Consider the following 12931-nt stretch of genomic DNA (forward strand, 5'->3'; position numbering starts at 1 on the left):
ATCTGATTCTCTGCAAGTTGCTCCGCAACCCGAAAGCCCCGCATCGTGAAAAAACAGCCCTGCTCGCGCACTTCTGTCGGACGCCTTGGCGCCCGCGGCTTCACGTTGATCGAAGTGATGATCGTGGTGGCGATCATCGGGATCCTGGCCGCCATCGCGCTGCCCGCGTACAACGACTACATCCGGCGCGGCCAGATCCAGGAGGCCTTCGGCTTTCTGTCCGACTACCGGTCGAAGATGGAGCAGTACTACCAGGACAACCGCAACTACGGCTCCAGTTCGGCATGCGCACCGGATACGACGGCCAGCAGCTGGAACAACTTCGCGCCGACCAGCGCGAAGTACTTCAGCTTCAGTTGCGCCACCAACACGGGCACCGGCGACACCACGCAACAGACCTACACCGTCACGGCGACGGGCAACGCCGGCCAGGCACTAGGCAACGTGTACACGATCAACCAGAACGGTGATCGTGCGACCACGAAGTTCAAGGGCACCACCATGAGCAACGTGACCTGCTGGCTCATGAAATCCCCCACCTGCTGACCGCTGGACGGAACGGACCATGCGCCAACGCGGCTTCACGCTCGTCGAGCTCGTCGTCACCGTCGCGGTGCTCGCGATGATCCTTGCCGTCGCGGCGCCCAATGTCGCCAGCTGGATAGGAAATGCGCGCATACGCAATGTCGCGGACACGCTCCAGAACGGAATCCAGATTGCCCGCGGCGAAGCGGTACGGCGCAATCAGAACGTGTCGTTCTGGCTGGTGGCACCGAGCAACCCCAGCGTCCTCAGCAACGATTGCACCTTGTCGAGCGTCAGCGGCTCCTGGGTGGTGAGCGTGAATTCACCGGTCGGCCATTGCGCCGACGGTCCGTCGACGACCTCCTCGCCGATGCTGGTCACGGGCCGCGCCATCGGTGATGCAGGGGGCAACGTCACCGTTGCCGCGATGCAGTCCGACGGAACCACACCCGCCACCACCGTCACGTTCGACGGCTTTGGCCGCGTCACGAATACCGACTCCATCCGGAAGATCGACGTCAAAGGAACCGGCAACAGCCTCAATCTGCAGCTCGTGGTTTCGTCGGCCGGGCTGGTTCGCATGTGCGACCCCCGCATCAGCGACAACACCGATCCGCGCAAGTGCTGAAGCGAGGAATGAAGATGCACTCCCGAAAGCTGAACCGAAGAAAGCAGCGTGCGTCTGCCGGCGATCGAGCCCGCGGCGTCGCGATGATCGAGGTGCTGGTCGCGATGCTCATCTTCATGCTCGGCGTGATCGGCCTGGTCGGCCTTCAGACCGCGATGACGCATGCACAGACCAACGCCAAGTTTCGGGCCGACGCGTCGCTGCTCGCCAACGACATCGTCGGTCGCATGTGGTCCGACCTGACCAACATGGCGAGCTACAACGGCACGGGGTGTGCGTCCAAGCCGATGTGCAAGGAATGGCAGACGAAGGTGAGCAACAGCCTGCCGGCCGGCACCGGCGCCGTCACGGTCGATGCGACGACCGGGGATGTGGCGGTCACCATCACCTGGAGCGTGCCAGGCGGCGAGTCGCACCAGTACGTGACCCACACCACCGTCGCACAACCCGGGGGCTGATCGAAATGCGGAAGTCGAACTTCAAAAGTACCGGCCAGGGCGGATTCACGCTGGTCGAGCTCATGGTCGGCCTCGTCCTCGGCATGCTGACGGTGCTGGTGATCACGCAGGTCCTGGTTCTCGCCGAGGGTAAGAAGCGCTCGGTGGCCATGGGCAGCGACGCGCAGGTGAACGGCGCAATGGCGCTCTACACGATACAGCGCGAAATCCAGATGGCGGGCTACGGCGCGACGCAGAGCCTGGACGCGCTGGGCTGTCCCGTGCACGCGCAGTTCGACACCGGTGCCCCGTTCACTTTCACGCTGGCGCCGGTCATCATCAACGACGGCGCGAACGGCGCCCCCGACACGATCACCATCCTGCGCGGGAGGTCCGCGGGGTTCTCGATCCCCATCGCCCTTGCGGGCGCCCATACCGCCACCGACAACCACTTCTCGGTCAATGCATCGTTCGGCACCACGGCCGGAACCTGGATGATCGCAGTGCCCACGGCGCAGGACGCGACCCACTGGTGCAGCCTGTTCAGCGTGACGAACGACACCTCCGACGTCACGACCACGCTGAGCCCGACCGTGGTGCCGCACGTGCTGACCAGCAGCAGCAAATGGAACCAGAACAGCGTGCTTCCCGCCGCCGGCTACGTTAAGGGCGATTACCTGTTGAACATGGGCTCGTTCGTCTCACGCACATATTCCATCAACACGACGAACAACGCCGAAGCCCTCCAGGTCGCGGATCTCTCGCTTGCCAACGGCCTGTCCTCGCCGCAAGACCTCTATCCGCAGATCGTGAATCTGCAGGCGCTCTACGGCAAGGGAACCGTCGACCCCAGCGGCAACGTCATCGTCGATACCTACGACAACGTGACGCCGCTGACCAATGCCGACTGGCGCAGGGTGGTCGCGATCCGCATCGCCGTCGTGGCGCGCAGTGCCGAATACGAGAAAGACATCGTCACCACGACTGCGAATGCACCGCAGTGGGACGTCGGATCCACCGCAACGATCACGGGCCCCACCACGACCACATGCAACGGCAGCAGCAAGTGCATCGCGCTCAAGGTGAATCAACTCACTGACTGGCAGCACTACCGCTACAAGGTCTACGACACGATCGTCCCGCTGCGCAATGTGCTGTGGAACTCCTGAACAAGCATCATGCAGCTCCCAAATTCACCCGTCTCCTCGAGTCCACGCAGCCAGCGCGGCGTGTCGCTGTTGTTCGCGCTGCTCGCCCTGGTCGCCCTTTCCCTTGCGACGCTGGCGCTGGTCCGCTCTGTCGATACCGGCGCGCTGTTGCTGGGCAACATCGGCTTCAAGCAGGACGCGACGGCCGCTGCGGACCAGGCCGCGCGCCAGGCCATCAACTGGCTGACAGTGAACAGCACGACGCTGAATACCGACATCGCCGGAAACGGCTACTACGCCAGCACGCAGGAACTCGCGGCAGACGGCGTCACGGTGAGACCCCCCGTCGACGCGACAGGCCAGCAACTCGCCACCACGGCCAACCGCCAACTGATCGACTGGGACGGCAACAACTGTCAGAGCGCGCTGAGCGGCAGCTACAACGGCTGCAGCATCCAGACGGCGAGCGCTGGCACGATCAACGGCAACACGGCCCGTTATGTCATCTTCAGGCTCTGCTCGAAGCCCGGCGACTTCACCACCGACACGACGATCAACTGCGCGCAACGGTCCACCACCTCCGCCTCGTGTGGGGCCAAGGGGGCCCAGGACTACGCCAACCAATCGCTGGACTGCTCTGCAATCACCGCGTACTACCGGATCGTCGTGCGTGCGCAGGGTGCGCGCAACACAACCAGCTTCACCGAAACGATCGTGCATTTCTGACGAGGAAGCGCGTCACCAGCGCCCACGGAGAGAGGAACTACTGCCATGAAGACCACTGCAATCGCTCCCCTGGCCCTCGTGCAACGCGGGCGCACCGTCCAGTGCGCCAGGTTGACGCTGGTGTGCGCCTTGTTGATCGCGACATTCGGGCCATCGGCCACGGCCGGCGTGACCGACCTGTCGAACCAGCCGCTGGCGACGCGCCCCAATGTGCAGGCCAAACCCAACTTGCTGTTCATCCTGGACAACTCGGGCAGTATGGGATCGGCCTACATGCCCGACGACATGAGCGGTACCAGCACCTACGGCTACTACTCGGCCCAGTGCAACGGCGTCGCGTACGACCCGACGTTGACTTACGTGCCACCGCTCAACGCGGACGGAACTTCCTTCCCCAACGCAAGCTTCATTGCTGCGAAGGACGATGGCTTCTCGTCGTCGAGCACCACGACCAATCTCTCCAATTCGAACAACTACTACTACGTCTACAACGGCAACAACGGGACCAAACAGCCGAAGATGGGCTGGACCTATGACACCAACGGTCCTCTCAACACGCCCTTCTATCAGGAGTGCACGACCTCGTCGGGTAGCTCCAGTTCCGTGTTCACGAAGGTCACGGTGGCCAGCACAGCCACCGAGGCCCAGAACTACGCCAACTGGTATTCGTACTACCGCAAGCGCTACCTCCTGATGCGGACCGCCATGGGGCGCGCCATCTCGGCGCTCGACTCGAGCTATCGCGTCGGATTCAGCACGATCAGTGACAAGTCGGCGGTGGACGGCACCAACAACTTCCGCGACGTCAAGGACTTCGACGCCACGCAAAAGACCAACTTCTACAGCAGCCTGTATGCCGCGTCCCCCAGCGGCAACACGCCGCTGCGCGGCGCGCTCTCGAAGGCTGGACGCTACTACGCCAAAAAGGTGTCCGGACAGACCTACGACCCGGTCCAGTACTCCTGCCAGCGCAACTACGCGCTGCTGTCCACCGACGGCTACTGGAACACCGGTCTCGAGAGCACGAACTCGCCGAAGTTCGGGCCGTACCAGCTCGACAACGCGACCCTGGTCGGCAACCAGGACGGCGCGGAAGTCCGTCCCATGCTGGACGAAACGGTCAATATCCTGACCAAGGTGACGACCTACTCGTCACCGGCGACGCGAAGCCAGATCTCCAACAAGCAGTCGCGAACCATCGACTGGACGAAGGTCACCAGCGCGACGAGTACCGGCCCTGGCACTCAGAACAATGGCGGCACGTCGACAACCAGCTGCACGAAGAAGGGCTACTACCTCAGCACCGTCAAGCAACGGACGGCGACGGAAACGCAGACGCAACAATTCACCACGCCGCAGGTCGGAACGTCCTCCTACACCTCGACGGTCGTGACGACGAACGGTGTCGTGACTTCCACCTCCCAGACCACGCCCACGATCGCCAATTGGGCCAACGACCCCAACAACCCGGCGACAGTCGCGATCACCGACACCAATGGCGCAGGCACCACCTCTCCGACCATCACTGATCCGATCGAGCCGCCCGCGAGTGCCTATTCGGCAGAAACCACGACCCTCTCCTGCGACAAGAATCCCTCCTTGCCGAGCGTCGGCTCGACGCACGTGGACGGCAGCTGGTCTCCCACCCTGACCTACACCTACACCACGGCCCAGGTCTCTTCGGTCGTCACCACCAGCACGACACAGACACCTTCGACCTCGGGCGGCGCATCCAACACCCTTGCGGACGTTGCCGAGTACTACTACGCGACCGACCTGCGGGACAGCACGCTCAACAATTGCACCTCGGGTTCCTCGGGCGAGAACGTCTGCTCCGACATCGTCCGCCCCGCGGCCGGCGACAACAACACGAAGCAGCACATGAACACGTTCACGATCGGCCTGGGCGTGAGCGGAACCCTGCCCTACGACCGGAACTACCTGACGCAGACCTCAGGCGCCTTCGCCGACCTGAAGAGCGGCGCGCTGAACTGGCCGGCGCCGTCGGAGACCAGCAACGGCGGCAACGCGACCAACGTGGACGACCTCTGGCACGCCGCGGTCAATGGCCGGGGCCAGTACTACTCCGCTCTCAACGCCGGCCTGCTGGCCGACGCGATCAACGGCGTGATCAACAGCGTCCAGCAGGTCGCGGGCTCTGCATCCGCGGCGTCGACCAGTTCGCTCGAACTCGTCGCGGGCAACAACAACCAGGTCTATGGCGCCAGCTATACGACCGTTTCGTGGACCGGCGACCTGCAAGCCTTCCCGCTCAGCGCCACGGATGCCACCATCACCCCGACGGCCACCTGGTCCGCCCAGGCCAAGCTCGACGCGTTGGGCGTCTCGAGCCGGAAAATCTACTTCAGCGGCATCGGTGGATTGCAGAGCTTCGCCTACGGCAACCTCAGCACGGCACAGAAGACGTTCTTCGACAACCTGTGCTCGCAGACCGTCGTGGCGTCGCAATGCGCGACGCTGAGCACCACCGACAAGACGACTGCCAATTCCGGAGCCAACCTGATCAACTACCTGAAGGGGGATCGGACCTACGAGTCCGCCGTCGCGACGGCCTCCACGGGCATCAGCGCCACAACGTCAGCGCTCTACCGGAAGCGCGACCATGTGCTCGGCGACATCATCAACGGCGCACCGGTCCATGTGGGCAAGCCGCCGTTCAAGTACGGTGATGCGGGCTACGCGGACTTCGTGACGGCGCAAAGCACCCGCACGAACGTCGTCTACGTCGCGGCAAACGACGGCATGCTGCATGCCTTCCAGGCGGACGCGACCGCCTCGGGCGGCACCGAGCTCTGGGCCTACGTCCCCACCGCGGTGTTGCCCAACCTCTACAAGCTGGCCGATTCGAACTACGCGAACAAGCACCAGTACTTCGCCGACGGCGCACCCGTCATGGGCGACATCAAGGTCGGAAACAACTGGAAGACCATCCTGGTCGCCGGACTCAACTCCGGCGGAAGCAGCTACTACGCGCTCGACATCACCGACCCGAACAATCCGGTGGCGCTCTGGGAGTTCACCGACGCGAACATGGGGCTGACCTACGGCAATCCGATCATCACCAAGCGCGCCGATGGAACCTGGGTGGTCGCATTCACCTCGGGCTACAACAACACGAGCGGCGACGGCCAGGGGCACCTCTACGTGCTCAATGCCGCCACGGGCGCCAAGCTGTTCGACATCTCGACAGGTGTCGGCAGCAGCAGCGATCCGAGCGGCCTGGCGAAGATCAACGCGTGGATCGACAACACTTCGGACAACACCGCGAAGCGCTACTACGGCGGCGACCTCAAGGGCAACCTCTGGCGGTTCGACATCGACAAACTCGTGGCGCCCAACCAGGCTGCGCAACAGCTCGCGAAGTTCCAAGTCAACACGACCACGCCGCAGCCCATCACGACCAAGCCGGAACTGGCGCAGGTCTCGGGCAAGCCAGTGGTCGTGGTGGGAACGGGCCGCTACCTCGGTGTGACTGACATCAGCGACACGACGCAGCAGTCCATCTATGCCGTCAAGGATCCGTTGACGGCCACTTCCTGGGGCGACGTGCGCGCCGATACGGCCGACTTCGTGCAGCAGACCTTCACGCTGAACGGTACCGCCGCGGCGGCCGTGTCCGCCTCGGTCTCGAACACCACGGTGGACTGGACCGCGAAGGGCGGCTGGTGGGTCGACATGCCGCACAGCGGCGAGCGTGTGGTGACCAACATGGGGCTGCAATTCAACTCCCTCGTGGTTTCATCGGCCATCCCGACCGGCGATGCGTGCTCGTCGGGGGGCTCGTCGTGGCTCTACTTCCTCAATGTGACCAACGGGGGCGTGATCACGACCAACCCCGTCGGCCAGCAATTCAGCCCCAACGCGCTGGTCGTCGGTCTGAGCTGGGTGAAGGACACCAACGGCAACGTCCGCGTCATCGTGCAGGGGAGCGACGGCAGCATTGCCGTCAAGACGCCACCCAACAAGCCGTCGAGTGGCACCGGCAGCGCGCATCGCACTTCGTGGCGGGAACTGTCGGATTGAAGGGCCAATGACGGGCGCGATTGCAGCGAGTGGGGGCATTCGCCGAGACCAGGGATGGCGGGAGAGCGAATTGCGGCGTGCATTGCCGCTGTGCGCGGCGGCATCCCTGGTCGTGCATCTGGTGTTGATCAATCTGGGGATGCCTTCTGAAAAGGCACGACCCCAGCTTGCTAACGTGGGCTCGACCGGAGCGCTGCAAGCCAGACTTATCCAGAGTCCGCGAATCGCACCTCCGGCCGCGGAGACCATGGCCTTTGCGCGCAACTCTTCCGCATCAGCGCGTCCTGAAGGCCATACCGCGGAGCCGCCTCTCCAGCGATCCGGAGAACGTCGCGGGCTGGCGCGCAGATCAATCCCTGACAACAGCGCTCCGACTGAACAAGCGCCGATCTCGTCGCACATCGCCGCGCCCGCACTTCCCACGGCTGAAGAAGAAGAGCGTGAATACGTTCCCCGACCCCAACTCTCGTCCGTTCCGGTTGCACAGGGCCCCGTCATCATTGGCGCGCCATCCGATGTATCGGACCTCGATCGGCACACTGCCGTTCTTTCACTGTTCATCGATGAAGATGGCCAGGTCCGGCGCATCAGAGCGGAGGAGCCGAGACTGCCCGAGGCTTTCGAGCAGGCCGCACGCGAGGCCTTCATGGCTGCAAGGTTCTCACCGGGGCAGGTCGATGGAAAGGCAGTGAAGTCCCGGGTGCGGGTGGAGGTTGTGTTCGACAACACGCCATTGGGGAATCTGCACTGACGAGCAGGCGCAGCCTGACTTCTGAGTTGGTCAGCGCGAGGCGTTCATGCCGTTCGTCGGAGCGCCTTCTGTCTCTTATTTGGCTTGGCCTTCAGGGTCTTCCGGGCCGCCTTGCGCAATGCCTTGCTCAACGCCTCCCCGGCGTCGTCCACGGCTTGCAGAAGCCCCTCGAACTCCGTGTTGACCGCTGCCACGAGCGCGCCCAATTCGGCCGGCGTGGCGGTGAACTCGTCGTGTTCGCGCAGGTGCATCGGGCGTATGAAGGGCTCGATGCAGACATAGGGCGCGATAAATGTCCTGATGTCACCCAAACGGTCGGCGACGTCGACGGCCAGTCTTTGGGCGGGTGTTGCGAGCGGGTGCGCAGATGCGCGAATGCGTTCAGCCAAAATGGGCCTCCAAGAGCTTCGGTTTGCTGAAACCGCTGCCCACGCTTCCAAACGAGGGCGGCAGCTCGAACGGGTTGGAAGACCGGGAAGCCCTTGCGAGAACCGGCAGGGCGTGAGCCTCCCGCTCAAGCCGCCAAAAAAATGGAGGCACGAACGACGAAGCCGCAAAACTATTGCGGTAGAGACTGCGGCTTGCGTCGCAGCAGTTACATGGGACGCCAATCCCGATCACGCCTTGACGTGACGGGCGCAGTATGGGTTCGGGGCAAGCAGACGGGGATGCAACGCTAGCACGAGCGGAACGACCGCCTACGACGCCTATTCCAACCGCGCACGAGCGCCCCCCGATCAAGCCGTTGGGCGAGAGTCAATCATCGGGGTTGTACGCGATGCGTCGGTGAGGCTCCGGCAAAGCAAGACGAAAAAAGCCGCCCGAGGGCGGCTCTTGTTCGAGTGCGAGGCGATCAGCCCTTGCACGAACCCGGCAGGTACTTCGAGGGCAGCGGATTGGTCGCTGCGGGGCCGCACTTCCAGGCAGCAACGGTCTTGCCGCCATCAGTCGTCGGGGCCAGGGCTGCGGTTGCTGCGGCATCAGTGAAGGGAATAAGCGAAATCGCGTTGGCGGTCGCGGAAGTGCTGCCGGCCAGATTCGTTTCATTGCCAACGACCGTGATTGCGCCGGTCGTGGCATCAACCGAACCAGACGCGACGTACTTGGTGGCGGTGAAGGTGCAGGGGCCAGCGGTCAGCGCAGCGGAGAAGTCAGGCGTCGTCGAGGCCTGAACGATTTCCGTGATGCTGGTGCGGCACGACGAAGCGGCCAGGACCATTTCCGAAACCTTGGCGCGGACGGTGTAGTCCTGATACGCCGGCAAAGCCACGGCAGCCAAGATACCAATGATCGCCACAACGATCATCAATTCGATAAGGGTGAAGCCGGCTTGTGCGCGGCGTGCGATGGAACGACGGTTCATTTCACTACTCCAGGTTGGTTTCTAGGGACCCCGAGGAGAGCCCCCGGTGCGCTGAAGTAACCGCAGCATCCATGCCATGCGTGCCACCGTCGCCTGGGGGCCCACTGAGCAGGAACTTGTTCACGTTCTGGTTACAACGTGTGACAAACCTTGTTGTGCGGACCGAACATGAGGTGACGTTTTTTGTCACTCCCTGCCAAAACTCGTCAAAGTTCGAACATGCCAGCAGCCTGAAGCCACCGAATGTCCCAGCCCTTGTTGCCGTCCGGGCACGATCCTTTGGTGAGCTCCTCGATCTGGCTCATGATCTCGCCGGTTTCCGCGGGCTTGGTGTGGGTGATGTAAATCGGGAAGTCCTTGCCCGGGGCGATCTGCGCCAGCTCGCCGGCCAGGGCGCAGGGCGACAGATGCAGGCTGCGCTGCGCCAGCACCTTTTCCCGGTTGCTGAACGCGGTCTCGATCACGAGCATGCCGACATCGAGCTGGTTCACGCGGTCCCAGAACGGCGCGTTGCGCTCGGTATCGCCGCTGAAGATCCAGTGGGGCCCGCCCTTGGCGGAGCGCACGGCAAAGCCGCAGGCCGGCACGGTATGAACCGCGGGCAGGACTTCGATGTTCTTGAGCGCGCTGGTGCCGAGCTGCAGTTGTTGCCCGATCACCAGGTCATGGAAGCTCACGAACGGCGCCTCGCGGCTCGGAATGCTCGCGAAATCGGGCCAGATGACGTTGTTGAAGACATGTGCCCGCAGCGCCTCGATGGTGGCGCGCAGCGCATGCACGCGCAGCGGCCGCGTGCGGCGGCTGGCGATGGCGTCGAGCATCAGCGGCAGCGCCGCCACGTGGTCGAGATGCGAATGGGTCAGAACCACGTCGTCGATCGCGGCCATCTCGTCCAGGGTGAGGTCGCCGACGCCGGTGCCAGCGTCGACCAGCAGGTCGCTATCGACCAGAAACGAAGTCGTGCGGCAGTCCTTGGCGATCGCGCCGGAGCACCCCAATACACGCACCTGCATTTCGCTAGACCTTGACCTTTCAGCTCGTCGGCTGTTATTTCGATTCGAACCGGGTCGCACCGTCCCAATCCGGGTCTTTTGGCTGCAACGCCATTGAGGCTAATCGCTGTTCGTACAGCTGGTAAAGGACTTTTTTGGCATCCATGGCGAGCAGGGGCGCAAGCATAGCTTGGCCGCGCTGCCAATCCTGCGCGCGATAGGCCGAAATCACTCCATTCCAGCGCGTGAGGGCGTCCTGATCTGCCGCGGTGGGCGTAAAGATCCGCACCAGGTTGAGTTTGCCCTGGACCCTGACGCAATCGAGTTCCTGCCAGCCAACCGACGGCGCAAGCGCCTGCGTTGCCTCCGTGGCGACGATTTCCACGCCGTAGTGCACGCCCAGACCCTCGATCCTCGAGGCGAGGTTGACCGCGTCGCCGACGACCGTGTAGCTACGGCGGATGGCGGAGCCCATGTCGCCGACGCTCATGACGCCTGAGTTCAGCCCGATGCCCACGTTGATCTGCGGCCGGCCTGTGCGGCGATTGATTTCGTTCAGCTCGCGAACCGCGGCCACCATGTCGATCGCCGCCCGGACGGCCCGTTCGGCGTGGTTCGGGGTGTCCACCGGCGCGCCCCAGAACGCCATGACGCAGTCGCCGATGTATTTGTCGACCGTTCCCCAGTGCGCGCTGATGACTTCGGTCAGGCGGCTGAAGATCACGTTCAGGAAGTCCTGCAGATCGACCGGCGCCATGTGCTCTGCCATCCGGGTGAACCCGCGCATGTCGCAGAACATCACGGTGAGTTCCCTGCTCTGGGCCCGCATGCTGTAGCGCGCGGGGTCCACCTGCATTTCGGCGACCAGTTCACGAGGCACATAGGTGCCGAACAGGTTGGCCAAACGCCGGCTTGCGCGGGCCTCGACCAGGTAGCCCCAGCTCATGTTGAGGACAAAGGCCACCCCGATCATGGCCAGCGTCGCGCCCAACGGCAGCACGAGGTTGGCGTGCAGGAAGAGCAAGGTATTGATGCCAATCACGACCGCGACGGTGAGCCCGGCGATCACTACCGCACGTTGCGCGGTGCCAAGGGAAAGCCCGAACGCCAGTACGAGGCCGGCAAGGACCAGGACGATCGACTCGTAGCCCGCGGCATAGTCGGGAACGCCTTGGAGGCGGCCATCGAGCAGGCCGGAAATGATGTTGGCATGCACTTCGACGCCCGGAAAGGCCGCGCCCGCCGGCGTGGAACGGAGATCCTCCAGCCCCGGTGCGCTGGATCCCACCAGCACGATCTTGCCCTTGAGTTCGCCGGGCGCCAGCGCCCCATGGATCACGTCGGCCGCCGGGACGTGCCGAAACGATCCTCCGTTGGCGCCGCCGGGGCCACGATAAGGAACAAGGATGCTGGCGCTGGCATCCAGCGGAACCCGCACCTGCCCACCATCATTGGCGAGCGCGAGCGACTGCATCGGCGATGCGCCGCCGCCGCCACCCGGCGCAAAGATCGGCATCAGCGCCCGGGAGTCCGTGGCCATCCGGAAGACTGCGAGGGCGAGGGACTCGTAATAGCCGGGCTGGCCGACCTGCCCGACGTAGCGCGCAATGAGCGGCACTGAGCGGACGACACCGTCCTGATCGGCGTCGAGCAGCACATTGAGAAAGCCTGCGGCGGGAGCGCTTTGGGCCAGCTGCGGGATGCTTCCGACGAACCCGTTCCACCGCGTCGCGTATTCACGCCCATCCGGGAAGCTGTCGGGCGGCAAGACCGGGGCCGGCAGTTGCCCCCTCGCTTGCGGCACCTTGCTCCGGGTGAAGTAAAAGCCCAACGCGACGGGACGGCCGGCAAGCGCACTCGCAAAGATGGCATCCGGATCCACCTTCGGCACCAACTGCCTGATCGCCTCGACGGCTTGCGGCTGGCCGGCGAAAGCGCCCTCTTCCAAGCGCTGCAAAACATCGTGTGCGGAAAATGAATCGGGCTCGACGAACAGCACGTCAAAGCCGAGCACCGTCGCTTGTTGGCGGTCGATCACTTCGGTGACGAGCTTCGCCAATTGGTCGCGACGCCAGGGCCATTGCCCCATTTGCTGCAAGCTCGCGTCGTCGATGTCGATGATCACGATGCGCGGATCGAGCGTCCGCGGCATGGTGGCGCGCAGGCGCGTGTCGTAGATGAAGTTTTCGAGCGCGTCCAGGAAGGACGAGCGCCACAAGCCGCCCGCGTGCGCCAGCGCGAGAACGATCGGCACAAGCGTGATGGCGATCCGCGCCCAGTGCTGGCGCAGCACACTCATTGCGGCGAGCTCCCGGGA

The 12931-nt window shown here is 63.9% G+C and carries 11 protein-coding genes; 7 read left to right on the forward strand and 4 right to left on the reverse strand.

All coding sequences use genetic code 11. From position 1 onward, the window contains the following. Positions 1 to 45 precede the first annotated feature (45 nt). The 7 genes from BLW05_RS20755 to BLW05_RS20785 are packed head-to-tail and all read left to right on the forward strand — an operon-like array spanning position 46 to position 8259. Positions 46 to 546 carry a type IV pilin protein gene (locus tag BLW05_RS20755; protein WP_305516979.1) on the forward strand — a complete coding sequence of 167 codons (501 nt, stop codon included), beginning with the start codon at positions 46 to 48 and terminating at the stop codon, positions 544 to 546. Between the two features lie 19 nt (positions 547 to 565). Further along, the gene (locus tag BLW05_RS20760; RefSeq protein WP_093165534.1) at positions 566 to 1153 is read left to right on the forward strand and encodes a GspH/FimT family pseudopilin; all 588 of its coding nucleotides are present in this window, start codon (positions 566 to 568) and stop codon (positions 1151 to 1153) included. A 14-nt stretch (positions 1154 to 1167) separates the two neighbouring features. Continuing rightward, on the forward strand, positions 1168 to 1611 hold the full coding sequence (locus BLW05_RS20765) for a type IV pilus modification PilV family protein (protein WP_218135200.1): 444 nt from the start codon (positions 1168 to 1170) through the stop codon (positions 1609 to 1611). A 5-nt stretch (positions 1612 to 1616) separates the two neighbouring features. Further along, the gene (locus BLW05_RS20770) at positions 1617 to 2759 is read left to right on the forward strand and encodes a PilW family protein (RefSeq protein ID WP_093165459.1); all 1143 of its coding nucleotides are present in this window, start codon (positions 1617 to 1619) and stop codon (positions 2757 to 2759) included. A 60-nt stretch (positions 2760 to 2819) separates the two neighbouring features. Then, positions 2820 to 3464 carry a hypothetical protein gene (locus BLW05_RS20775; protein WP_093165460.1) on the forward strand — a complete coding sequence of 215 codons (645 nt, stop codon included), beginning with the start codon at positions 2820 to 2822 and terminating at the stop codon, positions 3462 to 3464. 45 nt (positions 3465 to 3509) lie between these two features. Next, entirely contained in the window at positions 3510 to 7508 is a 3999-nt protein-coding gene (locus BLW05_RS20780; RefSeq protein ID WP_093165461.1) for a pilus assembly protein, read from the forward strand. Between the two features lie 7 nt (positions 7509 to 7515). Then, the gene (locus BLW05_RS20785) at positions 7516 to 8259 is read left to right on the forward strand and encodes an energy transducer TonB (protein ID WP_093165462.1); all 744 of its coding nucleotides are present in this window, start codon (positions 7516 to 7518) and stop codon (positions 8257 to 8259) included. A gap of 44 nt (positions 8260 to 8303) precedes the next feature. On the opposite strand, the gene BLW05_RS20790 is transcribed toward BLW05_RS20785, so the two are convergent. The 4 genes from BLW05_RS20790 to BLW05_RS20805 all read right to left on the reverse strand — a co-directional run bounded on the left by BLW05_RS20790 (position 8304) and on the right by BLW05_RS20805 (position 12913). Beyond that, positions 8304 to 8648, reverse strand: coding sequence for a hypothetical protein (locus BLW05_RS20790; protein ID WP_093165463.1), 345 nt, complete (start codon positions 8646 to 8648; stop codon positions 8304 to 8306). Positions 8649 to 9112: 464 nt separating this feature from the next. Continuing rightward, positions 9113 to 9622 (reverse strand): pilin, encoded by a 510-nt coding sequence (locus tag BLW05_RS20795; protein ID WP_093165464.1) that lies wholly within the window; start codon positions 9620 to 9622, stop codon positions 9113 to 9115. 206 nt (positions 9623 to 9828) lie between these two features. Next, positions 9829 to 10635 (reverse strand): 3',5'-cyclic-nucleotide phosphodiesterase, encoded by an 807-nt coding sequence (locus BLW05_RS20800; protein WP_093165465.1) that lies wholly within the window; start codon positions 10633 to 10635, stop codon positions 9829 to 9831. Positions 10636 to 10669: 34 nt separating this feature from the next. After that, entirely contained in the window at positions 10670 to 12913 is a 2244-nt protein-coding gene (locus tag BLW05_RS20805) for a CHASE2 domain-containing protein (protein ID WP_093165466.1), read from the reverse strand. Between the last annotated feature and the right edge of the window lie 18 nt (positions 12914 to 12931).

This window comes from Variovorax sp. YR216, assembly GCF_900107745.1.
In the GTDB taxonomy this organism is placed as follows: Bacteria; Pseudomonadota; Gammaproteobacteria; order Burkholderiales; family Burkholderiaceae_C; genus Variovorax.

Bases quoted from the DNA above. Each gene is read 5' to 3' on its own strand.
- BLW05_RS20760 (WP_093165534.1), top strand. From the start codon at position 566: ATGCGCCAACGCGGCTTCACGCTCGTCGAGCTCGTCGTCACCGTCGCG.
- BLW05_RS20765 (WP_218135200.1), top strand. From the start codon at position 1,168: ATGCACTCCCGAAAGCTGAACCGAAGAAAGCAGCGTGCGTCTGCCGGC.
- BLW05_RS20770 (WP_093165459.1), top strand. From the start codon at position 1,617: ATGCGGAAGTCGAACTTCAAAAGTACCGGCCAGGGCGGATTCACGCTG.
- BLW05_RS20780 (WP_093165461.1), top strand. From the start codon at position 3,510: ATGAAGACCACTGCAATCGCTCCCCTGGCCCTCGTGCAACGCGGGCGC.
- BLW05_RS20785 (WP_093165462.1), top strand. From the start codon at position 7,516: ATGACGGGCGCGATTGCAGCGAGTGGGGGCATTCGCCGAGACCAGGGA.
- BLW05_RS20795 (WP_093165464.1), bottom strand. From the start codon at position 9,622: ATGAACCGTCGTTCCATCGCACGCCGCGCACAAGCCGGCTTCACCCTT.
- BLW05_RS20800 (WP_093165465.1), bottom strand. From the start codon at position 10,635: ATGCAGGTGCGTGTATTGGGGTGCTCCGGCGCGATCGCCAAGGACTGC.
- BLW05_RS20805 (WP_093165466.1), bottom strand. From the start codon at position 12,913: ATGAGTGTGCTGCGCCAGCACTGGGCGCGGATCGCCATCACGCTTGTG.